Here is a 22,884-nt window from a genome sequence, read left to right as displayed (position 1 = left end):
TCCGGCGTCCGGATAACGAACTCATTGCCCGTTTCGCCCTGTTAGCCCGAATCCGGACACAGAACGGCCACAGTGCGCTACACGCGTAGTTACGCTGAGGTCAACTCAAGGCAAAGAAAGTAAAGAGAAAACCAAGGCGACCGAGATTTTATTGACCTTGCATGAATTGCGTTGAAAAAGTCCGGCGTAGCCCGTAGGGAGCGCCCTGCGGAGCCCTTGACCCCCTCGGGCCTGGAGCATCATGACCCCCCCTACTCCATCCGCGGCCGCCCCACTTGAGGTGACCGACGAGACCGGCAAGACCCCGGCTCCGTCTTCCAACCCCAAGGGCTCGGAGAGTCGCTCCCCCGGACGACTCGCCTGGACGCGGTTCAAGCGCGACCGCACCGGTGTCATCTCCGCGTACATCGTGGTCTTCTTCTTCGCGATCGCGATATGCGCGCCGCTGATAGCCAAGCTGTACGGGAAGAACCCGTACGAGCAGTACGGCCAGGAGACGGACGGCCTCCTCAACGACTTCGCCTTCCCGGTGAAGCCCAACGGCGGCATCGACGGCAGCTTCTGGTTCGGCATCGAGCCGCAGCTCGGCCGCGACGTCTTCACGTTCCTGCTGTACGGCATCCGCACGTCGCTGATGATCGCCACGGCGGCCACGCTGCTGACCACGGTGGTCGGTGTCGTCATCGGCATCACCGCGGGATACCTCGGCGGCAAGACGGACTACTTCGTCGGCCGGGTCATCGACATCCTGCTGTCGTTCCCGTCCACCCTGTTCTTCATCGCCTTCATGCCGGTCGTCTACGCGCTCTTCGTGCCCTTCAACGAAGAGGTCCCGACCTGGCTGCGGGCCACCTGCCTGATCCTCGTCCTCTCCGCCTTCGGCTGGGCCTCCATCGCGCGTCTGCTGCGCGGCCAGGTCCTCGGCCTGCGGGAGCGCGAGTTCGTGGAGGCGGCGAAGGTGACCGGCGCGTCCTCGCGCCGAATCGTCTTCAAAGAGCTGCTGCCCAACCTCTGGACACCGATCCTGATCCAGTCGACCCTCATGCTGCCGGCCTACGTCACGGCCGAAGCGGGTCTCGCCTTCCTCGGCGTCGGTATCCAGGACCCGACCCCGGACTGGGGCGTCATGATCCAGCGTGGTGCCGGCTTCTACACGGAAGACATCACCTTCATGATCTTCCCGGGCGTCTCGATGATCATCTTCGTCCTCGCCTTCAACCTGCTCGGAGACTCGGTCCGCGACGCACTCGACCCGAAGTCCAAGCGCTGACGTCCATCCCCCAGCCCCGGTCGTAGTCGTCCGGCTGATTGCCCGTCTGTCACTCAACCACCACTAGGCAGGTAAGCCATGTCCTTTTCCCGCAGAAACTTCCTCATAGCCACTGGTGTGGCCGCCGGTGCCACCACGGTCCTGAGCGCCTGCAGCAGCGGCAACAGCGGGAGCGGCAACAACAAGGCTCCGTCCGTGGCCAAGGCCAAGGCGGCCACGATCGCGGTCGGCACCAAGGCGGACTCCACCGGCGCGGCTCCCGAGGTCCCCGGCGCGGTCAAGGGCGGCACGATCTACACGCTCGACCAGATCGACTGGGACCACCTGGACCCGGCGCAGCTCTACTCCTCGTACGAGGGTGCCTGCTCGGTCCTGTTCCTGCGCGGCCTGACCGGCTACAAGATCGACTCCAAGGGCGGCACCACGCTCGTGGGTGACCTCGCCACGGACGCCGGCACCGCGGCCGACGGCGGCAAGACCTGGTCCTTCACGCTGAAGGACAACGTGAAGTGGGAGGACGGCGCCGACGTCACGATCGAGGACGTGCGCCACACCTTCGAGCGCCTCTTCGCCTCGTTCGTCACCCAGGGTCCCCGTTACCCGCAGGGCTGGCTCGTCGGCGGCGACAAGTACAAGGGCCCCTACGGCGGCAAGCACCTCGACTCCATCGAGGTCAGCGGCAAGACCATCACGTTCAAGCTGAAGGAGGCCCACGCCGACTTCAACTTCATGGTGGCCATGCGCGGCTTCTCCATCGTGCCCAAGAAGCACGACACCAAGGAGAAGTACGACAAGCACCCGCTCTCCTGCGCCCCGTACAAGATCGAGAGCCGCAGCATCGGCAAGGGCGCGACCCTGGTCCGCAACGAGCACTGGGTCGCCGAGACGGACCCGCTGCGCAACGCGTACCCGGACAAGTTCGTCTTCCAGTTCGGCTTCCAGTCGCTGTCCTCCACGGACCGCTACATCGCCGACAACGGCAACGACCAGTTCACGCTGTCGCTGCTCAACGAGGTCGCCCCGGAGCGCATCCAGAAGGTCATGACGGACCCGACGCTCAAGAAGCGCGTCCTGACCCAGGTCGACACCACCTGCTACTACTTCGCGATCAACACCAAGCGCATCACCGACGCCAAGGTGCGCCAGGCGCTCAACTTCGCGTGGCCGTCGAAGCAGCTCCAGCAGATCCGTGGTGGCTCGCTCTCCACCGCGACCGCGACCACGATCATCAGCCCCCTCACCCCGGGCCACAAGGACTTCGACCTCTACGAGAAGAAGACGAAGCCCATGGGTGACCCCGAGAAGGCCAAGGCCCTTCTCAAGGAGGCCGGCAAGTCGGGCCAGCGCGTCGTCGTCGCGATGCAGCAGTCGGACAACGCCGTGAAGCAGGCCGTCGCGATCAAGACCGCGCTGACCAAGGCCGGCTTCACCCCGGTCGTGAAGCAGGTCGACAAGACCTCCTTCTACAGCCAGATCGGCCAGCTCGACAACGAGTACGACATGTTCGCCGCCGGCTGGGGCCCGGACTGGCCGGCCGGTTACGCGGTCATCCAGCCCTGCTTCGACAGCAGCCAGATCGCCGACGGTGGCGTCAACTGGCCGCAGCTGAAGGACGCGAGCGTGGACAAGGCGATCGCCGCCGCCACGATCGAGCCCGACGCGAAGAAGGCCGCCAAGATGTGGGGCGACATCGACGAGCAGATCATGCAGCTCGCCGCCGTGGTTCCGGACTACAACCCGATCCGCAACTACTTCCACGGCTCCAAGGTCGGCGGCGTGATCTACGACTCCGGCAACACCTGCATCGCGCTGGGCAAGGTCTACGCCGCGAAGGCCTGATCCAGCTCCGGGGCGGCGGTCACCGCCGCCGCCCCGGCCCCTCTTCCCCCCTCCCCACACCCCGGCGACGGCGCCCCGTCCGGAAAGTCACGCCATGCTCCGTTTTCTAGTCCGCCGTGTCATCGGCGCACTTGTGATTCTGCTGATCATCAGCGCCGTCACCTTCATGCTCTTCTACGCGATTCCGCGTGACCCTGCCCGTATGGCGTGCGGAAAGGTCTGCACCAAGGACCTTCTGGAGCAGGTCAGGGTGAACCTCGGGATCGCCGACCCGCTGCCGGTGCAGTACTGGCACTGGCTGGAGGGCCTCTTCCTCGGGCGCGACTACGGCGGCCTGGGCAACTGCAACGCCCCCTGCCTCGGCTTCTCGTTCACCAACCGTGAGCCGGTTCTGGGCACGATCATGGACCGTCTGCCGACCACGCTCTCCCTCGCGCTCGGCGCCTCGGTCTTCTTCCTCATCATCGGTGTCGGCACGGGCATGATCGCCGCGGTCAAGCAGGGCAAGGCCGCCGACAAGATCGCCAGCTCGTTCTCGCTGATCGGCTCCTCGCTCCAGATCTACTTCGTCGGCTACATCGCGATGTACTTCCTGGTCCAGCAGCTCGGCATCCTCGAACAGCCCTCGTACACGCCGTTCACCGACAACCCCGGTGCCTGGGCCGGCGGCCTGCTGCTGCCCTGGCTGACGCTGTCGATCATCTTCACGGCCAACTACACCCGTATGACCCGCTCCCAGCTCGTGGAACAGCTCAGCGAGGACTACGTGCGCACGGCACGCGCCAAGGGCCTGTCCCGGCGCTCGGTGTTCTTCCGCTTCGCCTGGCGCGGCGCGATGGGTCCGATCGTCACGATCTTCGGCATCGACCTGGGCACCCTGATCGGTGGCGCCATCATCACCGAGTCGGTCTTCAGCCTCCAGGGCATCGGCAAGCTCGCCGTGACCGCCGTCGAGGCCAACGACCTGCCGATGCTGCTGGCCGTGACCATGGTGGCCTCCGGGGCGATCGTCTTCTTCAACATCGTCGTGGACGCCGTCTACGCCTTCATCGACCCGCGGATCCGGCTCGCCTGACCCCGGCGCCCCCGCGCCGTCCACCCGCCGACCGCAAGCTACCCCCCTCGCATCACCCCCAGGAGCGTCCCCGTGACGAGCACCGATCAGCAGCCCTTCCTGTCCGTCAGGGATCTGAAGGTCCACTTCTCCACCGAGGACGGCGTCGTCAAGGCCGTCGACGGTCTCACCTTCAACCTGGCCAAGGGCAAGACGCTCGGCATCGTGGGCGAGTCGGGTTCGGGCAAGTCCGTCACGAACCTGACGATCCTCGGTCTGCACGACCGTGAGCGCACCGCGATCGACGGCGAGATCCTGCTCGACGGCAAGGAGCTGCTGACCGCCTCCGAGCGGGAGCTGGAGCGGCTGCGCGGCAACAAGATGTCGATGATCTTCCAGGACGCGCTGGCCTCGCTGTCGCCTTACCACACCATCGGCCGGCAGATCGGCGAGACGTACCGCAAGCACACCGGCGCCTCCAAGCGGGAGGCCCGGCTGCGGGCGATCGAGATGCTGCGCCGCGTCGGCATCCCGCAGCCGGACGTCCGGGTGGACGACTACCCGCACCAGTTCTCCGGCGGTATGCGCCAGCGCGCGATGATCGCGATGGCGCTGGTCTGCGACCCCGAGCTGCTGATCGCGGACGAGCCGACCACCGCGCTGGACGTCACCGTGCAGGCCCAGATCATGGACCTGCTCAAGGACCTCCAGCAGGAGTTCGGCACGGCGATCATCTTCATCACCCACGACCTCGGTGTCATCGCCGACATCGCGGACGACGTGCTGGTGATGTACGGCGGCCGGTGCGTGGAGCGGGGCACCAAGAAGGAGGTGCTGCGCGCGCCGCAGCACCCCTACACCTGGGGCCTGCTCGGCTCGATGCCGAGCCTGGACGGACCGGTCGACGTGCCGCTGACGCCGATCCCCGGTTCGCCGCCCTCGCTCCTCAACCCGCCGTCGGGCTGCCGCTTCCACCCGCGGTGCACCTTCGCGGAGAAGGTCGCGGACGGCCTGTGCTCCACCGAGCAGCCGCCGCTCCAGGTCACGGACGGGCGCGGGGCCGCCTGCCACCTCACGGCGGACCAGCGCCGCGACTTCTTCGCCGACTACGCCGCGACCCGGTCGCACTGACGTAACTGAGACGGGACTTCACGATCATGAGCAACACGAACCCCCTCCTGGACGTCACCGGACTGACCAAGCACTTCCCGGTGATGGGCGGCTTCCCCTTCAAGCGGAAGATCGGCGCGGTCCAGGCCGTGGACGGTCTCGACTTCCAGGTCGCCGAGGGCGAGAGCCTCGGTCTGGTCGGCGAGTCCGGCTGTGGCAAGTCGACGACGGGCCGGCTGGTCACGCGTCTGCTGGAGCCCACGGGCGGCAACATCAAGTACCGCGGCCAGGACATCACGCACGCGAACCGCAAGCAGCTCGCGCCGGTCCGCTCCGAGATCCAGATGATCTTCCAGGACCCGTACGCCTCGCTGAACCCGCGGCAGACGGTCGGCAAGATCATCTCGGGTCCGATGGAGATCAACGGGATCAAGGCGCCCGGCGGCCACGAGAAGCGCGTCCGTGAGCTGCTGGAGACGGTGGGCCTCAACCCCGAGCACTACAACCGCTTCCCGCACGAGTTCTCCGGCGGCCAGCGCCAGCGCATCGGCGTGGCCCGCGCGCTGGCCCTGGAGCCGAAGCTGATCGTCGCGGACGAGCCGGTCTCGGCGCTCGACGTCTCCATCCAGGCGCAGGTCGTCAACCTGCTCCAGGACCTCCAGCGGGACCTGGGCATCGCGTTCCTGTTCATCGCGCACGACCTCGCGATCGTGCGGCACTTCTCGCAGCGCGTCGCGGTGATGTACCTCGGCAAGATCGTCGAGATCGCCAACCGCGAGGACCTGTACGACAACCCGCGCCACCCGTACACGCGCGCGCTGATGTCCGCCGTGCCCGAGGCGACCGCGGACGACGTCCCGGCCCGTGAGCGCATCCTGCTCAAGGGTGACGTCCCCTCGCCGCTCAACCCGCCGTCGGGCTGCCGCTTCCGCACCCGCTGCTGGAAGGCGACGGAGAAGTGCGCGACCGAGGCTCCGCCGCTGGTGCAGATCTCGGGCAGCAACGACGGCCACCTGACGGCCTGCCACTACCCGGAGACGACGGAGACCATCCCGGCCCAGCGTCTCGCCAAGAGCCCCGAGGCGGCGGTCTGACACACCCCTTTTCCGTCAGCCGCCCCCTTCAGGAACCGACTTTCCCGGCCCATTGACCCGAGCCCATGAACGCCGGTTCCAGGGGAACGAAGGCCCGCACTTCCCAGTGCGGGCCTTCTCTCGTGCCGAGCCGGCTAGCTCAGCTCCAAGTCCCCGCGTTCCATGCAGAATTCGTTGCCCTCCGGGTCCGCGAGGAGGACCCAGCCGCTGCCGTCGGGGCGGATGTGGTCCGCGACGCGGCGGGCGCCGAGGGAGATGGCGTGCTCGACCTCGTCGTCGCGGGTGCGGCCGTGCGGGGTCAGGTCGAGATGGACACGGTTCTTGACCGTCTTGCCCTCGGGGACCCGCACGAACAGGAGCGTCGGGCCGCCGGACGGGTCCTCGATGACCGCTTCCGGGTCACCGGGCTTGTCGTCGTCGGCGAGCGGCCGGCCGAGCAGCCTGCTCCAGAACAGCCCGACCTCGTAGGGATCACCGGAGCAGTCGAAGGTGATCGTGCGGATGGTGGGGTGCGACAACCGTGCTTCTCCCATGGTCTAGTCTCCCGTCCGGCCGTCGGCCAGTTCGCGCAGGATGTCGAGGTGGCCGTTGTGACGGGCCGTCTCCTCCACGAGGTGGAGGATGATCCAGCGGAGGTCGACGTGGGTGCCGTCGCGCCCGGCCCGCTCGGCCTTGGTGTCGAGGTCGTGCTCGGCCACCAACGCGCGGTAGCGGGCGCTCTGTTCCTCATACTCGTCGAGCAGCTGCGGCAGCGGGAAGTCGACGGCGATGCGCATCTCGCGGTCGGGATCCTCGTCCGTCCAGGGCCCCTTGTCCTCCTCGCCCAGGAAGACCACCTGGAACCAGTAGTACTCGACCCAGCGGAGATGGTTGATCAGCCCGCTCAGGGTCATCAGCGGCGAGCCGGGCAGCGGGGCCTTGCGGGCGTCCTCGGGGGACGCGTCCTCGCACTTGGCGCGGGCGGTGGCGCGGGCGTAGTCGAGGAAGGTGGTCAGCTGGGTCCGCTCGTCCCAGGTACCGGGCATGTCCGTGCGTGTCTGTGAAGTCATCGGGGTGAAGCATCCCGGGCCGCCCGTTCGAAGTCGAGCGATTAAACGCGGTCGGCGGGTCGCCGGCCGCGACGTCAACAAGACGGCGGCGAGCGGGCGTTGCCGTGCGCCGCGGTCACCGCCAGACTGTCGTCCCATGGCCTTCCACCTGCGCGGGACCGTCCTGCCCGACGGCGTCGTACGCGACCTCTGGACGCTCGGCGACCGGATCACCTTCGAGCGCCCGTCCGTCCCCGCGGACACCGTCGCCGACGGCGGATTCCTGCTGCCGGGCCTCGTGGACGTCCACACGCACCCGGGCGGCGCCGACGACGACGAGACGGCCTTCGATCCCGGGGTCTTCGCCGAACAGATCGCCGCGCACCGGGACGCCGGAGTCACGGCCCTGCGCTTTCCGGGTCTGCTGGGCGAGATCCCCGAGGAACTGCGCGAGGCCCCCGGTTCGCCCCGCATGATCACAGCGGGCCGCTGGCTCGCCTGGGCGGGGCTCTCCCGCAGCGCGGCGTTCCACACGGTGACGGACGACCTGGTCGCCGTCGCGGTCGCCGAGGCGAAGGCCCATGACGGCTGGTGCAAGCTCATGGGCGACTGGGACTACGAGGCGCCCCCGGTGCCGTACGAGCTGCTGCGCGCGGTGGTCGACGGCGTGCACGCGGCGGGCGGCCGGGTGGCGGCGCACTGCCAGTCCGCGGCGGGTGTGCTGGGCGCGGCCCGCGCAGGGGTCGACTCGATCGAGCACGGCATGGGGATGCCGCAGGAGTGCGTCGCCCTGATGGCCGGGCACGGCACCGCGTACGTCCCGACCCTCACCGCCTTCGCGCACAGCGCGCCCCGGGTCAAGGACACCGCCCGGGGCCGGCTCTGGCACGAGGGGCACACCACGATGATCCGCCGGGTCCGGGAGGCGTACGACGCCGGTGTCACCGTCCTCGCCGGAACGGACTCGGCGCCGCACGGCAACGTCGCCGCGGAGGTCGGGCATCTGATCGACGCCGGGCTGCCTCCCGAGGCCGCCGTCGGCGCGGCGAGCTGGACCGCCCGCGCGTTCCTGGGGCTGCCCCTGCCGGCCGAGGGCGCCCCGGCGGACATCACCGTCTACGACGCGGACCCCCGGGAGGAACCGGGCGTCCTGCGCCACCCGCGGCGCGTCGTGCTGCGCGGCCGGATCATCCGCTGACGTCGCCGGATTCCCCGTCGTCCGGTCGGACCACGAGTTCGGCCTCGAAGCCGTCCTCGTTCTCCAGGTAGGCGGCGCGGTGGGCGGGACCGCCCGCGTAGGGGTGGCGGTCGGGGAACAGGAGTGTCCAGCCGTACGCCGGCGCCTCGGCGACGAGGGTGTCGAGCTCGGCGCGGCTTCTGACGTGAAAGGCGAGGTGGTTCAGTCCCGGGCGCAGCCGGTCGTGGCGGTCCGCGGTCAGGGCGGGCGACCGCTCGAAGACGAGGTAGGTCTCCCCCAGCCGCCAGCTCCGGCCGTCCGGCCAGTCCTGGTACGGCGTGTACCCGAGCCGCTCCAGGAGCCAGCCCCAGGAGCGTACGGCCCGCTCCAGGTCCGGTACCCACAGCTCGATGTGGTGCAGCATCTCGTCCCGATTCTCGCGAGCGGTGTCGGAGTCCGTCGTGGTCCGGCTCCCCTGTCCAGACCGTTCAACCTGCCATTATTCCCGCCCGCTTGCTCACCCGATTCCTTGTCGATCAGTGGTTTCGGATGGCCGCGCGGGCTGAGAGACTGCTTCGATGACTGACCGTTCGTTCAGTGACGTCTCACTCGCCGCCCTGTACGACGTGCTCAATCCCTGGGGTCCGAGCGACGACTTCTACCTGGATCTGGTGATGGCCGCGCGGTCCGTGCTCGATGTCGGATGCGGAACGGGACGCCTGCTGGCGCGGGCCCGGGAGGAGGGTCACGCGGGGCGGTTGTGCGGGCTCGATCCCGCCGCGGCCATGCTGGTGCAGGCGCGCGGGCAGGCGGATGTCGAGTGGGTGCTCGGGGACCTCGGATCGGTGCGCTGGGAGCGGGAGTTCGACCTCGTCGTGATGACGGGGCACGCGTTCCAGGTGCTCGTCGGCGACGAGGAGGTGCGCTCCGCGCTGGCCACCGTACGGCGGGCTCTCGGCGACGGCGGGCGGTTCGTCTTCGAGACCCGCAATCCCGCCGTCCGGGCGTGGGAGACGTGGCGGCCCGAGCGGGCACGCGAGGTGAGCGACGCGCACGGAGACGCCGTACGGGTCCGGCACGAGGTCGAGACGCCGGTGCTCGGGGACCGGGTGACGTTCCGCGAGACGTTCGAGCACGCGCGCTGGGGGTGGCCGCGGGTCAGCCGCAGCACCCTGCGGTTCCTGGGGGCGGACGCCCTGCGGGAGTTCCTCCGCGAGGCCGGGCTCGTCGTGCACGAGCAGTACGGGGACTGGGGGCGTCGGCCGGTCTCCCCCACCGCGCCCGAGATCATCACGGTCGCCGGCCGGGCCTGACCCCCCGCCACCCCGGCCTCGACGCCCGCCGACCGGACCTGAACACCCGGAACCCGGGGCGCCCTTCACGACGGAAAGGGGCCCGCACGCGGCAGCGGCGGGCCCCCTTCGCACCACGGCGGGTCCGGGTGTCCTAGTGACCCTCGGAGGTGTCCTCCAGGGCCGCCAGGGCCGGGTCCAGCACGATGTCCTCGTCACGCGCCTCGGTGGTCGGCTCCTCCGGGAAGTGGCACGCCGTCAGGTGCCCCTCGCGGTTGCCCGGGATCCGGACCAGCGGCGGCTCCTCGGCCGCGCACTTGTCCTGCGCCTTCCAGCAGCGGGTGCGGAAGCGGCAGCCGGAGGGCGGGGAGATGGGCGAGGGCACATCGCCCGCGAGCCGGATGCGCTCCCGCGGGGGTTTGCCGGTCTCCTCCAGCTCGACCTCGGGGACCGCGGAGAGCAGGGCGTGGGTGTAGGGGTGCCGGGGCCGGGTGTAGATGGAGTTCCGGTCGCCGACCTCGATCACCTTGCCGAGGTACATGACCGCGACGCGCTGCGAGAAGTGCCGTACCACCGCCAGGTCGTGGGCGATGAACAGGAACGCGATGCCCAGTTCCTTCTGCACGTCCTGAAGAAGGTTGACGACCTGCGCCTGGATGGAGACGTCCAGCGCGGAGACCGGCTCGTCCGCGACGATCAGCTTCGGCTCGGACGCCAGCGCGCGGGCCACCCCGATGCGCTGGCGCTGGCCGCCGGAGAACTCGTGCGGGAAGCGGTTGTAGTGCTCGGGGTTCAGGCCGACGATCTCCAGCAGCTCACGTACCCGCTTCTCGCGGCCGCCCTCCGGGGCGATCCCGTTGACCTCCATCGGCGCGGAGATGATCCGGCCGACGGTCTGCCGCGGGTTCAGTGACGAGTACGGGTCCTGGAAGATCATCTGGATCTCGGAGCGGACCGGCGCGAGCTGCTTGCGGTCGGCGTGCGTGATGTCCTGGCCGCGGTACTTGATGCTGCCGCCGGTGGGCTCCAGCAGGCGGGTGATCAGGCGTCCGGTCGTGGACTTGCCACAGCCGGACTCGCCGACCAGGCCGAAGCTCTCGCCCACGTTCACCGTCAGGTCGATGCCGTCCACGGCCTGGACCGCGCCGATGGTGCGCCGGACCGGGAAGCCGCCCTTGACCGGGAAGTGCTTGACCAGGTTCTCGACCACCAGCAGCGGCTCGGCGGAGCTGTCACCGGCGGCGGTGCGCGGGGCGGGCAGCGTGGTGGGGCCCGCCGTCACGTCGTTCACGACGTCTTCCTTCATGACGCTGTTCTCCCTACCGCAGCCGGGGCTTGATCTGCTCGATGAAAATGGTCTGCTTCTGCTCGGCCGTGAGGTGACACGCGCCTCCCCGGCCCGCCGGCAGCAGCGGGAGCTCGTCCACGCACCGCGCTCCCCCGACCTCGCCCTGGAAGGTGCAGCGGGGGTGGAACCGGCAGCCCGAGGGCGGCCTCAGCAGGGAGGGCGGCGCGCCGGGGATGGGGGCCAGCGGCGTACCGAGGTCCGAGTCCAGGCGCGGCATCGAGTTCAACAGGCCCCAGGTGTAGGGATGCTGGGGTGAGCGGAGCACCTCGTTCACCGTGCCGCGTTCCACCGCCCCGCCCGCGTACATCACCATGATGTCGTCGGCCATGTCCGCGATGACGCCCAGGTCGTGCGTGATGAAGATGATGGCCGAGCCGAACTCCTGCTGGAGGTTCTTCAGGAGGTCGAGGATCTGGGCCTGCACGGTGACGTCGAGCGCGGTGGTCGGCTCGTCCGCGATCAGCAGGTCGGGGTCGCAGACCAGCGCCATCGCGATCATCGCGCGCTGGCGCATACCGCCGGAGAACTGGTGCGGATAGTCCTTCGCCCGCTCCCGGGGGTTGGGGATGCCGACCTTGCCGAGCATCTCCACCGCCCGCTCCCAGGCGGCCTTCTTCGAGGCCCCGGTGTGCTTCCAGAACGGCTCGGCGATCTGGCGGCCCACCGTGTAGTACGGGGACAGCGCCGTCAGCGGGTCCTGGAAGATCATCGCGGCCTTGTTGCCGCGTACCTTCTCCAGCTCCGACTCGCGGGCGGTGATCAGCTCCTGGCCGTCGAGCACGATCTCGCCCTCGATGGTCGTGAACATCGGGTTGTGCAGGCCGAGGACCGTCAGGTTGGTCACCGACTTGCCGGAGCCCGACTCGCCCACGATGCCCAGGGTCTTGCCCCGTTCGAGGTCGAAGGAGAGCCCGTCGACGGCCTTGACGACGCCGTCCTCGGTCTTGAACCGGACGTACAGGTCACGCACCGAGAGGAACGCGGCCGAGTCCGCCGGGGCACCGGCGCCCGATTCCTTGGTCAGAGTGGTCACGGGTAACTCCTAGGACAGCCGCACGCGCGGGTCGATGAAGGCGTAGCAGGCATCCACGACGATGTTGAACAGCAGGATCATGGCGGCGGAGAAGAGCATCACGCCCAGCAGCAGCGGAAGGTCGCTGAAGAAGACCGATTCGACGGCGAGCTTGCCGAGGCCGGGGAGGCCGAAGGTGTACTCGGTGATGATCGCGCCGCCCAGCAGCGAGCCCAGGTCGATACCGAAGATGGTGACGATGGGGATCAGGGATCCGCGCCAGGCGTAGCGGAAGAAGACGTACTTGCGTGACATGCCCTTGGCCCGCGCGGTGCGGACGTGTTCCTCCTGGAGCTGCTCGATCATCGACGAGCGCGCCATACGGGTGTACTGCGAGGCGAAGATCGTGGACAGGATCACCCAGGGGATGATCAGCCCGGTGAACCAGCTGACCGGGTTCGCGGTGAAGTCGTTGTAGGCGGGCTTGTCGAAAAGGTGGCTCTGGTAGACAAGTGCGGCCAGCGCCAGCGGGCCGAGGAAGTAGATCTGCATCGAGCTGAGCACCATCGCGCCGGCGGTCACCGTCTTGTCCACGAGCGTGCCGCGCTTCCACGCGGCGAGCATGCCCGTGCCCAGGCCCACGATCAGGAAGCAGACCGCGGCACCCAGCGTCAGGGACACCGTCGTGGGCAGGCGGTCCATCAGCGTGCCCCAGACCTCTTCGTTGGTGTGGTACGAGTACCCGAAGCAGGGCGCGGGGCACGGACCCTGGTCGAAGCCGTTGCTGCCCAGCACGAGGTTGTGCAGGAAGATCCAGTACTGCTCGGGGATCGACTTGTCGAGGCCGAGCACGTGATGGATGTTCGCGAGGTTGGCAGGCGTGCATGTCTTGCCGCACATCAGCAGCCCCGGGTCCCTCGGCATACCGAAGAACAGCAGGAACGCGACGATACTCAGCAGGAAGAGAATGACGGCGGCGCCGAGTGTCCGGCGAATGAGGAAGCGCAGCATGGCAGGGGCAGCTCTCAGACGTCAGCGGGCCCGGCGGGGCCCGGCGCGTCCGCCTCGCTGGGCGGTGAGCGCGCCGGGCCCCGTCAGGGCGACGGTTACTTGACGAACAGGCGACGCGGGTCGACGCCACCGATCACGTCGTCGTAGACCAGGCCGCCGACCTTGGAGCCGGCGATCTGGGTCTGCTTGTAGTAGCCGGTCGGGACCTCGTTGACGACGTCCTTGACCAGGTACTGGTCGACCTTCTCCCACTCGGCGGCGGCCTTGACCGGGTCGGTGATCTTGTTGATGCGGTCGATGTCCGCGTTCACCTTGGGGTCGTTGACCTGCGAGTAGTTCTGCGCTCCGTCGGCGATGCCGCGACCGTCGTACAGCGGCGGGATCACGGTCGAGGCGGACGGCCAGTCGGCACCCCACGCGGTGTGGAAGATGTCGTAGTTGTTGTCCAGCTTGCTGACCTGGTCGTAGTAGGTCTCGGCCGGGATCTCCTGGCGCTGGACGTCGAACCCGGCCTTCTTCAGGCCCTCCGCCATGGCGGTGGAGTACTGCTGGCCCTCGGGGGTGTTGATGTAGCCGAAGGTCAGCTTCATGCCCACCTTGCCGGCTTCCTTCAGCAGGGCCTTGGCCTTGACGGGGTCACCGGCCGGCTTCTTCTTCTTGCCGAACGGGTCGAAGGAGGCGTCGTAGCCGCTGACGGTCGGGCTGATGAGGCCGCCGGCGACCTCCATCGCCGCGGTGCCGCCGTAGGCACGCACGAACGGCGTGATCGGCAGGGCGTAGGCGATGGCCTCGCGGACCTTCTTGTCCTTGAGGGGAGCGTGGGTCAGGTTGATGTTCATCTGGCCGACGTAGGGCTGGAAGCCCGAGACCGTACGGGACTTCATCTTCGGGTCGGCGAGGACCTTGGAGAGGTTGCCCGCGTCGACCTGGTTGTTGAAGCTGATGCCGGCCTGGTCGGCTCCGGTGTCAGCCAGCAGCGTCTTGGTGGACGTCTCGTACTGCTGGTTGAACGTGATGTTGAACTGGTCCACGTACTGGTGACGGATCGGGTCCGTCTTCGGGTCCCAGTTGGTGTTCTTCACGAGGACCATCGACTTGCCGGACTTGAACGACTGGATCTTGTACGGTCCGGTCGTCACGGGCGCCCGGTCGTACTTCGTCTTGGTGTCGCCCTTCTCGGAGACGATCGCGTAACCGGCCATGGCCAGGGCGTACGGCAGGTCGGGGTGCGAGGTCTTGAACTTGAAGACGATGGTTTTGTCGTCCGGCGTCTGCAGGACGCTGTCCGGCAGGTGCTTGCCCTTGTACGGGCCGTCCTTCAGCAGTTTGCGGTAGTCGGCACCCGGGGCGTCGGCGAGCCACTGCTGGACGTAGGGCGGACCCTGGTTGATGAACGGGGCGAAGAGACGCTCGATGGTCCGGCGGACGTCCTTGGACGTGATCGCCGAGCCGTCCTCGAACTTGATGCCGTCCTTGAGCGTGTACTTCCAGGTCTTGCCGCCGTCCGTCGTGGTACCGGAGTCGGTGGCGAGGTCGCCGACGATCTCGTGCTTGGAGCCGTCGTCGCTCGTGGCCTTGTATCCGGTCAGACCGCGGTGGATCAGCGTCGCGAGGGAACCCTCGTCGGAGACGTAGATCTGGCCCGGGTCCAGGTGCGCGTAGCTGTCACGCTGGAGGACCTCCATCGTGCCACCGCTCTTCGCGCCCGGTACCTCGGCCGCGGGACCGGTGGAGTCGGCGGCGTTGCCGAACTTGATCGACGCCTGCTGCCGCTGCGCGTTCTCCTTGTCCTTGTTGTCGCCCTTCCCGTCGTCGCTGCCGCCCTTGCTGCAACCGGTGAGCACGAGAGCTCCCGCCGCGAGCACGGAGATTGCGGCGTATGCGTGGCGTCCGCCCCTACTCATCACTCAGATTCCTACCCATCTGTTGTCACCGGTGCGAACAAGTGCACCTGTGGTGCCGGTGAGTTGTGCTCTGCGGTCTTCGAACCAGTGATCTGACATTGAGGTGCTGTGGAATTGCCGTTCGATTCGGGGCGAAGGCGCCCACAACTCTTTGGTCAGCGAGCCGTCTTGGGATCGAAGGCGTCCCTGACCGAATCCCCGAGCAGGTTGAACGCGACGACGAAAATGATCATCGAGACGCCCGGGAAGAACATGTAGGTGATGTCGTTCTGCAGGACGAGTTCCGTCGAGGCCTTGGAGAACATCTGTCCCCAGTCGGGCGTCGGTTCGACGATTCCGACGCCGAGGAACGACAGCCCCGCCTCGATCGTCACGAAGTTCGGGAGCAGGTAGGTGGACTGCACCAGGAGCGGTGTCACCACGTTGGGCAGCACCTCCTTGCGGATGATCCGCCAGGGGGACGCCCCGCTCACCTTGGCCGCCTCGATGAACTCCCGCTCGCGCAGGGAGAGCGAGGTTCCGCGCAGGATGCGGGCGAGGCTCATCCAGCCGAGGAACCACTGGACGACGATCAGCGCGACCACGCGTACATAGGTAGGGGTCTCGTCACGCGGACTCACGAAGAGCGAGACCACGACCGGCATGCTCGCGATGAAGAAGAGCTGCGAGGGGAAGGCGAGCAGGAAGTCGATGACGCGGCTGATGGCGTAGTCGGCCTTCCCGCCGACGTAGCCCGCGGTGACTCCCAGCAGGATGCCGGTGATGACGACCGTGACCGTCACCGCGACGGAGATCATCAGCGAGGTCCGGATACCGAAGATCAGCTTGGTGAAGACGTCATAGCCGTTGCCCGGCTCCAGACCGAACCAGAACTCGCCGCTGATACCGCCGTTGGGCTGGAGCGGCACGCCGGCGCTGTCGAAGAGCTCCGGACGTTCGTCCGCGTACACCGTGTACGGATTCTTGCCGTACAGCTTGGCGATCAGCGGGGCGATCAGCCCGATCAGGAAGAAGAACCCCACGACGTAGGCGGAGATGACCCCCGAGCGGTCCCGCTTGAAGCGGGTCCACATCAACTGGCCGGGAGACCGGCCGACGAGCTGCTCGGCCTCGGGTTTCGCGGTCGCCGCCTGCCCGCCGTGCACGACGACCGGTTCCGCGCCGTCCTCAGTCTCGATAGGACTCGTCACAATTCGCCCATTCCGCAAGTGTGGGTGTGCCGTACCCGGCGCCGCCGGTCCGCCGGAGCGGATCGGGCCGTGCCGAGCCGGCGGCCGTCACCTGGCGTGCCCGGCCACCGTTCGGTTCAGAAGAGACGTCGATCGCCGGCGGTCGCCCGGAAGTCCCAGCGGGACGCGCGTAGGTGAGACCACGTCACGATCCGCCGGGCCGGGCGCAGGAGCCGGCCCCCGCGTCAGTACGCGCGAGCGCGGATCAGAGATCGGAACTCCGCGCCGTCGTCGCGGACCGCGGGGGACGATGTGACCCACAGGGCGCTGATGACACCGCACATGGGTACCTCCTCATGACTCAACCGGTGCACGGACAGGAGGGGTACTGGCTGACCTCCGACACCCCTGACGGAGGATCAAGCACCCCACTGTGCTCGTGAGTCGGCGCTGTCCCCACAGCGCATGACCCATTGACCCGAGCGTTACGCGGCTAACTATGTGACATGAGCCAGATAACCGACCACAGCCTTTTGGTCTCGGTTCCATCACAGCTGCTGCGTACATCTTCCAAAATCTGGACAAAATGATCTGCGGGAGAAGCCCCCGAAACGGACGTGTTACATGCGTATCGGTCTGGACGTACCGGATTTCGGACACGAGAGGGCGGAAAACGGGTGGCAGAAAAAGAGCCCGGGTGCCCCCCTGCGGGGACACCCGGGCTCCTACTGCCGGTGGATCAGCCGGTCGGCCGATAGATCAGCCGGTCGGGCCGGTGGATCAGCCGTGCTTGGCGCGGCTGGCGCTGCGACCGCGCTCCTTCTGGTCGAGGACGACCTTGCGGATGCGAACGGACTCCGGGGTCACCTCGACGCACTCGTCGTCGCGGCAGAACTCCAGCGACTGCTCCAGGGAGAGCTTGCGCGGCGGGACGATCGCCTCGAACGAGTCGGCGGCGGCGGACCGCATGTTCGTGAGCTTCTTCTCCTTGGTGATGTTCACGTCCATGTCGTCGGCGCGCGAGTTCTCGCCGACGATCATGCCCTCGTACACCTCGGTGCCGGGGTCGGTGAACAGCACACCGCGCTCCTGGAGGTTCGTCATCGCGAACGCGGTGACGGCGCCCGCGCGGTCGGCGACCAGCGAACCGTTGTTACGGGTCGTCAGGGTGCCGAACCACGGCTCGTGGCCCTCGTGGATGGAGTGGGCGATGCCCGTGCCGCGCGTGCCGGTCAGGAACTCGGTCCGGAAGCCGATGAGGCCACGGGACGGGACGACGAACTCCAGGCGGACCCAGCCGGAGCCGTGGTTCGACATGTTGTCCATGCGGCCCTTGCGGACGCCCATGAGCTGCGTGACCGCGCCCATGTGCTCCTCGGGGACGTCGATCGTCATGCGCTCGACCGGCTCGTGGACCTTGCCGTCGATGACCTGGGTGACGACCTGCGGCTTGCCGATGGTCAGCTCGAAGCCCTCGCGGCGCATCTGCTCGACCAGGATGGCGAGCGCGAGCTCACCGCGGCCCTGGACCTCCCAGGCGTCCGGGCGCTCGGTGTCGAGCACACGGAGGGAGACGTTACCGACCAGCTCGCGGTCGAGGCGGTCCTTGACCTGGCGGGCGGTGACCTTGCGGTCCTTGTCCTTGACCGCGGCCTTGGCGTCCGCGCCCTTGCCCGTGCCGCCACGGCCGACCAGCGGCGAGGTGTTCGTGCCGATGGTCATGGAGATCGCCGGCTCGTCGACCGTGATCAGCGGCAGCGCGACCGGGTTCTCCGGGTCGGCCAGGGTCTCGCCGATCATGATGTCCGGGATACCGGCGACGGCGCAGATGTCACCGGGGCCGGCCACCTCGGCGGGCTTGCGGGTGAGCGCCTCGGTCATCAGCAGCTCGGTGATGCGCACGTTGGACATCGTGCCGTCGCGCTTGATCCACGTGACGGTCTGGCCCTTGCGCAGCTCGCCCTGCTCGACGCGGAGCAGCGCGATACGGCCGAGGAAGTTGTCGGCGTCCAGGTTGGTCACGTGGGCCTGGAGCGGCGCGGACTCGTCGAAGGACGGGGCCGGGACGGACTCCAGGATCGTGGTGAAGAACGGCTCCAGGCTGTCGCTGTCGGCCGGGACGGTGCCGTCCTCCGGCTTGGTCAGCGAGGCCACGCCGTCACGCGCACACGCGTAGACGATCGGGAACTCGATCTGCTCCTCGTCGGCGTCCAGGTCGAGGAAGAGGTCGTACGCCTCGTTCACGACCTCTTCGATGCGCGAGTCCGGGCGGTCCGTCTTGTTGATGCACAGGATGACGGGCAGGCGGGCCTGCAGCGCCTTGCGCAGCACGAAGCGGGTCTGGGGCAGCGGGCCCTCTGAGGCGTCGACCAGCAGGACGACCGCGTCCACCATCGACAGACCGCGCTCGACCTCACCACCGAAGTCGGCGTGGCCGGGGGTGTCGATGATGTTGATCGTGATGACGTCGCCGCCATCCTTCGGGTGGTACTTGACCGCCGTGTTCTTCGCCAGGATCGTGATGCCCTTCTCACGTTCCAGGTCGTTCGAGTCCATCATGCGGTCGTCCAGCGACTCTGCGGCGTGCGCGGCGAAGGCACCGGCCTGCTTGAGCATGGCGTCGACCAGGGTGGTCTTGCCGTGGTCGACGTGGGCGACGATGGCGACGTTGCGGATGTCGTGGCGCGTGGCCATAGTGAGGCGCTTCTCCCGGAGTGAGTGGACGGCCTCCGCGTCGCGGGGCCTGCCGGGCTGAACACGCCACGGCCTTACCCCATCGTACGGGGCCCGGGCGGAGACGGCCTCCGCGGGCCCGGAGGCCCGACCGGCCGGGAGCGCTCCCGGCCCCGTGATCAGGCGCTCTTCGCCGCAGGTGAACCGGCGGGACAGAGCCTGCGGGCGGCCGTACGCCCGGCGGCCCCCAGCTTCGACGGGCCTTCGTCGATCATGCGGTCCGCGCAGGAGAGAGCATCTGCTCGCGCACGACACCGGACCAGGCGTACGTTCCGTGCGCGCACGCGGCGGCCCCGTGGTCCTTCTCGTCCCGCCCCCCGGTGCCTCCGGTGCAGGCGGCGGTGCCGAGCAGCAGGACCACCGCGGCGAGTCCCGCCGCGGGGTTCGTGAGCGCGCGCCGGTTCATGATCGTCCCCTGTGTCCCATGCCCCGTGTCCCGCGATGGTCACGGGACACGGGGGACACGCTACTTGCCGGTACGACTCGCTGTCGGGGACTGCTGCGGCCCCTTCGCGCCCTTCTTCAGGAAGCCCATGTCCTCGTACACCGGAGTCTGGAAGCCAAAGGCTCCGGTGTTCGCCAGGCCGACGCGGGCGGCGGCGAGCTGCGGGCGCTGGTAGAGCGGGATGGAGCCGGCCGCGGCCCAGATCCGGGCGTCCGCCTTGCGGACCAGGGAGCGTTCCTCGTCCTCGTTCAGGGTGGAGAGGGCCTGGTCGAAGAGCTGATCGACCTGGTCGGTGCCGACGCGCGTGTAGTTCTGCTCGACGCTCAGCGAGCCGTCCGCCGCCGGAACGGGCTTGGCGTAGATCGGACGGGCGTCGGTGGCCGGGAAGGCGGAGGCTGGCCACGAGTAGAGCGCCAGGTCGTAGTCGCCCGCGGCGATGTGGTCCTTGAAGTAGCTCTCGTCGGAGACCTTCGTGATGTCCGTACGGACACCGACCCGCTGGAGCATCCGCGCGATCCGGTCGGCCACGAGGCGCAGGGACTCCGAGCCCGCGCCGGAGGGAACGACGAAGCGCAGCGCGAGCGGTTTGCCGTCCTTGGCGAGGACGTTGGACGCGGCGCCCGCCGGAGCGGCCGTCCCCTTGGGCGCGTACGCCCCCGGAAGCCCGCCCTGCCCGGCGTACTGCCGGCCGTCCAGGTGCCGGGCGGCCTGATCATCGGTGTGGGCGCCCTGCCGCACGCCGGACTGCTGCTCCTGCTTGCTCGCGTGGTCCTTGGGGTCCTGGACCGGCTCCCGGCCCACCCCGGAGGGCTTGTCGTCATCGCCGAGGGGATACGTTCCGCCCTCACCCGGCCTGCCGTCCTCGCCGTCGTCCCCCTTCTTGCCCTTGGACCCGGCCGCCTTCTCCGTCTTCTTCTGCTCCGTGACCGGCCCGCCCGGCACCCACCCGGCGTCCGCGAGCAGCGCCCGCGCCTCGGCGGCGTCCTGGTTGCCGAGGGCGCCGCTGTTGTCGGCGTACGCGGCCTGTCCGGACAGGGCGAGATGGCTGCCGACCGGCTCGGCGGGCAGACCGAGCGGCCGGAGGACGACCCGGGCGAGTTCCTTGCGGTCCAGGGCGCGGGCCACGGCGCGGCGCACGCGCTCGTCGGCGAGCGGGCCCTCGGAACCGTTGAGGGCGAGCTGGGTGTAGGCGGGTTCGAGGGACTTGCGGACCACGAAGCCGCTCAGCGCCGACCGCGTGGCCTCCGCCTTCGCCCTGCTTCCCTTCGTCCCCGGTTCCCCCCGCTCGCTCTCGTCGTCGCTCTCGCTGTCGCTGTCGTCGCTCTTCTCGCTGTCGTCGCTCTTCTTGTGCTTGGCGCTCTTCCCGCCGCTCTCTTCCTTGTCGCTCTTGTCGCTCTCCTCGTCCTTCTCGCTCTTCCGGCTTTTCTGGCTCTTCTCGTGCTTGGCGCTCTCGTCCTTCTCGCTCTCGTCCTTGTCGCTCCGCTCGTCCTTGTCGCTCCTCTCGTCCGCCGCGTTCTTGCCGTCCTCCTCCTCCTCGGACTCGCTCTTCTCGCCCTTCTTCCCGGACGTTTCCTTCTCGCTCTTGTCGCTCTTGTCGCTCTTCTTGCTCTTCTCGCTCTTCTCGCTCTTCTCCGCGGACGGGTCCTTCTCGCTCGTCGCGGAGGCCCCCTGCAACGGCGCGCCGTCCTTGTGCCGGGCCGCGAGCGTGACGCGCTCGGCCTCGGCGGGGTCGATCTCGGCCAGGTCGAGCCTGTCGTCGGCGAGCGCCTCGGCCCGCTTGTCACGGGCGACGGCCACCAGATCGATCTCGTCGAGCTTGCTGGGGCGGCCCCACCAGCGCGCGTTGCGCGTGAGGCGGACCTTCCCGGCCTTGCGGTCGACGGTCTTCAGGGCGAAGGGCCCCGCACTGACCTTGAGCTTGCGCCGGGCGCCGTCGTTGAAGGCATCCGCGGTGCCCATGACGTCCTTCGGGTACAGCGGCGAGAACAGCGCCTTCCAGTCGGCGTAGGGCCGGCTGAAGGTGACGCGGACCTCCAGGTTGTTCTTGCCCCGTTCGATCTTCTGGATACGGTCGTAGCCGGCGTTGCGTGCCGTCCAGTACGCGGAGTCCTTGCCGGACAGGGCGCGCCACTGGGCGGCGAAGTCGGCGGCGCCGATCTCGCGTCCGTCACTCCACACGGCCTGCTGGTTGAGCTTGTACAGCACGACCTGCTTGGGCGACGTGCCCACGACCTTCGCCGACTCCAGGTAGTCGGAGTTGATCTGCGGCCGCCCGTTCGCGTCGAGCCGGTACATGGACGGCAGGACGGCGCCGGCGACACGGGAGGTCGCGGCGTCGGCGTCCGCCTGGAACGCGTTAAGCGTCTCCGGTACGGCGTCCACGGCCCAGCGCAGGGTGCCGCCGTCGGCGATCAGGTCACGGGACGCGGGCGCGATGTCCTGCACGGCCACGGGCCTGTCCGCCTCGTCGTCCGCGCTGCACGCGGCGAGAGCGGGTACCGCGAGCACGCCCGCGGTGAGGAATGCGGCCGAGCGCATCACCGCGCGCAGTCCGACGCCTTCGTGGGACATCACTGCAACCTCCGGGGGACGCTCCGCCGCGGGGGCAGGTCTGCTCTGATCCCGTTCGGCGGTATTAGGGAGTTGATCTGATCTACAGGCCAACTGAAGAGCAGTCCGGCGGAGGGGAGGCGGCGACACGGCGACGGGCGCGCGGAACCCACTCGTGCGGCCCAATCCGGAACCCGCCCGGGGCCGCGTCACGGGCGCCCGCCCGGGCACGGCGCACACGGGGGCGCGGCCCCTGCGCCCGCTCCCGCGCACCGTCCGGCCTGCCGCGCGGGCCTCGGGCTCACTTCCGGACGCGGGGAGAACTCGACCGGCGCGCGCGGCGAAAGCCCGGCGCACGGGGTTCGTTCTGGAGCGCGAGGACCTTCAATCCGTGCACACGCCTTCACACAGGTACTGGTGACGCGCAACACTCGCAGGCGCATGAACGTTGCCGCCTGAAGGCCCCGGGGCCCACGGAAGTGAGGGCAAGTCATGTCCGTGCACGACGACCTGACGTCAGTCCAGCGCTGCCTCGACGATCTCCAGCGGTCGGTGCGGCGCCTGGAACAGCAGATGGGCACCGGTCTGGAGATGCGCCGTGTGCGCGCCGACGCCGACCACCTGCGCGAGAGTCTCGCGCTGCTGCGTGAGTCCGCCGCGGGCCGCGCCCCCGGGCTCCCGGCCGTGCCGGGACCGGCGGGAGCCGTGTCCGGCCGGCTGCCCGACCTGGTGCCCGTCCCCGACACCCCGTACGACAGCTCCTTGTGGACCGATTCCGACGACGAGGGTCTCGGCGCGCACCACGGTCCCTCCCACTAGCGCCCTCGACACCGGCGCGCCCCCGAACC

At 68.7% G+C, this 22,884-nt stretch carries 19 protein-coding genes; 8 read left to right on the top strand and 11 right to left on the bottom strand.

Features of this window, described 5'->3' with window-relative positions; genetic code table 11:
• Positions 1–241 precede the first annotated feature (241 nt).
• The 5 genes from ACF07B_RS35410 to ACF07B_RS35390 all read left to right on the top strand — a co-directional run bounded on the left by ACF07B_RS35410 (position 242) and on the right by ACF07B_RS35390 (position 6,367).
• Positions 242–1,270 carry an ABC transporter permease gene (locus ACF07B_RS35410; RefSeq protein ID WP_328448592.1) on the top strand — a complete coding sequence of 343 codons (1,029 nt, stop codon included), beginning with the start codon at positions 242–244 and terminating at the stop codon, positions 1,268–1,270.
• Positions 1,271–1,348: 78 nt separating this feature from the next.
• Complete coding sequence (locus tag ACF07B_RS35405) at positions 1,349–3,109, top strand: ABC transporter substrate-binding protein (protein ID WP_392181922.1); 1,761 nt, start codon at positions 1,349–1,351, stop codon at positions 3,107–3,109.
• Between the two features lie 94 nt (positions 3,110–3,203).
• Positions 3,204–4,184, top strand: a complete 981-nt coding sequence (locus ACF07B_RS35400) for an ABC transporter permease (RefSeq protein WP_369482836.1) — start codon at positions 3,204–3,206, stop codon at positions 4,182–4,184.
• Positions 4,185–4,256: 72 nt separating this feature from the next.
• Positions 4,257–5,294 (top strand): ABC transporter ATP-binding protein, encoded by a 1,038-nt coding sequence (locus tag ACF07B_RS35395; protein ID WP_362396970.1) that lies wholly within the window; start codon positions 4,257–4,259, stop codon positions 5,292–5,294.
• A gap of 26 nt (positions 5,295–5,320) precedes the next feature.
• Positions 5,321–6,367: an ABC transporter ATP-binding protein gene (locus ACF07B_RS35390; RefSeq protein ID WP_392181921.1), complete on the top strand. Its 1,047-nt coding sequence runs from the start codon at positions 5,321–5,323 to the stop codon at positions 6,365–6,367.
• A gap of 134 nt (positions 6,368–6,501) precedes the next feature.
• On the opposite strand, the gene ACF07B_RS35385 is transcribed toward ACF07B_RS35390, so the two are convergent.
• Both ACF07B_RS35385 and ACF07B_RS35380 read right to left on the bottom strand, forming a co-directional pair.
• Entirely contained in the window at positions 6,502–6,900 is a 399-nt protein-coding gene (locus tag ACF07B_RS35385) for a VOC family protein (protein WP_362396976.1), read from the bottom strand.
• Between the two features lie 3 nt (positions 6,901–6,903).
• Positions 6,904–7,416: a DinB family protein gene (locus ACF07B_RS35380; protein WP_369482834.1), complete on the bottom strand. Its 513-nt coding sequence runs from the start codon at positions 7,414–7,416 to the stop codon at positions 6,904–6,906.
• 136 nt (positions 7,417–7,552) lie between these two features.
• Here ACF07B_RS35380 and ACF07B_RS35375 point away from each other — a divergent pair, with 136 nt between their 5' ends.
• Positions 7,553–8,593 carry an amidohydrolase family protein gene (locus ACF07B_RS35375; RefSeq protein ID WP_392181920.1) on the top strand — a complete coding sequence of 347 codons (1,041 nt, stop codon included), beginning with the start codon at positions 7,553–7,555 and terminating at the stop codon, positions 8,591–8,593.
• On the opposite strand, the gene ACF07B_RS35370 is transcribed toward ACF07B_RS35375, so the two are convergent.
• Complete coding sequence (locus tag ACF07B_RS35370; RefSeq protein ID WP_392181919.1) at positions 8,583–8,996, bottom strand: VOC family protein; 414 nt, start codon at positions 8,994–8,996, stop codon at positions 8,583–8,585. The genes ACF07B_RS35375 and ACF07B_RS35370 overlap by 11 nt on opposite strands.
• A gap of 154 nt (positions 8,997–9,150) precedes the next feature.
• On the opposite strand from ACF07B_RS35370, the gene ACF07B_RS35365 reads away from it, so the two are divergent.
• Positions 9,151–9,885, top strand: a complete 735-nt coding sequence (locus ACF07B_RS35365) for a class I SAM-dependent methyltransferase (RefSeq protein ID WP_392181918.1) — start codon at positions 9,151–9,153, stop codon at positions 9,883–9,885.
• A gap of 133 nt (positions 9,886–10,018) precedes the next feature.
• Here ACF07B_RS35365 and ACF07B_RS35360 read toward each other — a convergent pair whose 3' ends face one another.
• The 8 genes from ACF07B_RS35360 to ACF07B_RS35325 form a co-directional block, all read right to left on the bottom strand.
• Positions 10,019–11,170, bottom strand: coding sequence for an ABC transporter ATP-binding protein (locus ACF07B_RS35360; protein WP_392181917.1), 1,152 nt, complete (start codon positions 11,168–11,170; stop codon positions 10,019–10,021).
• Positions 11,171–11,183: 13 nt separating this feature from the next.
• Complete coding sequence (locus tag ACF07B_RS35355; RefSeq protein ID WP_362396992.1) at positions 11,184–12,245, bottom strand: ABC transporter ATP-binding protein; 1,062 nt, start codon at positions 12,243–12,245, stop codon at positions 11,184–11,186.
• A 9-nt stretch (positions 12,246–12,254) separates the two neighbouring features.
• A complete protein-coding gene (locus ACF07B_RS35350) occupies positions 12,255–13,235 on the bottom strand; it encodes an ABC transporter permease (protein ID WP_369482829.1) in 981 nt (326 codons plus the stop codon).
• Between the two features lie 95 nt (positions 13,236–13,330).
• A complete protein-coding gene (locus ACF07B_RS35345; protein WP_369482828.1) occupies positions 13,331–15,139 on the bottom strand; it encodes an ABC transporter substrate-binding protein in 1,809 nt (602 codons plus the stop codon).
• Between the two features lie 155 nt (positions 15,140–15,294).
• Complete coding sequence (locus tag ACF07B_RS35340) at positions 15,295–16,329, bottom strand: ABC transporter permease (RefSeq protein ID WP_392181916.1); 1,035 nt, start codon at positions 16,327–16,329, stop codon at positions 15,295–15,297.
• A gap of 759 nt (positions 16,330–17,088) precedes the next feature.
• Positions 17,089–19,002 carry a translational GTPase TypA gene (gene typA, locus ACF07B_RS35335; RefSeq protein WP_369482826.1) on the bottom strand — a complete coding sequence of 638 codons (1,914 nt, stop codon included), beginning with the start codon at positions 19,000–19,002 and terminating at the stop codon, positions 17,089–17,091.
• 250 nt (positions 19,003–19,252) lie between these two features.
• Positions 19,253–19,447 (bottom strand): hypothetical protein, encoded by a 195-nt coding sequence (locus tag ACF07B_RS35330; protein WP_392181915.1) that lies wholly within the window; start codon positions 19,445–19,447, stop codon positions 19,253–19,255.
• A 60-nt stretch (positions 19,448–19,507) separates the two neighbouring features.
• Complete coding sequence (locus ACF07B_RS35325; RefSeq protein WP_392181914.1) at positions 19,508–22,057, bottom strand: ABC transporter family substrate-binding protein; 2,550 nt, start codon at positions 22,055–22,057, stop codon at positions 19,508–19,510.
• Positions 22,058–22,528: 471 nt separating this feature from the next.
• Between ACF07B_RS35325 and ACF07B_RS35320 the strand changes: the two genes are divergently transcribed.
• Positions 22,529–22,855, top strand: coding sequence for a hypothetical protein (locus ACF07B_RS35320; RefSeq protein ID WP_362397007.1), 327 nt, complete (start codon positions 22,529–22,531; stop codon positions 22,853–22,855).
• Positions 22,856–22,884: the final 29 nt, after the last annotated feature.

The sequence above is a fragment of the Streptomyces sp. NPDC015532 genome (assembly GCF_043078065.1).
Lineage (GTDB): Bacteria > Actinomycetota > Actinomycetes > Streptomycetales > Streptomycetaceae > Streptomyces.
Note: the sequence above shows the minus strand (reverse complement) of the source record. Positions and strands in the feature narration are given on the sequence as shown.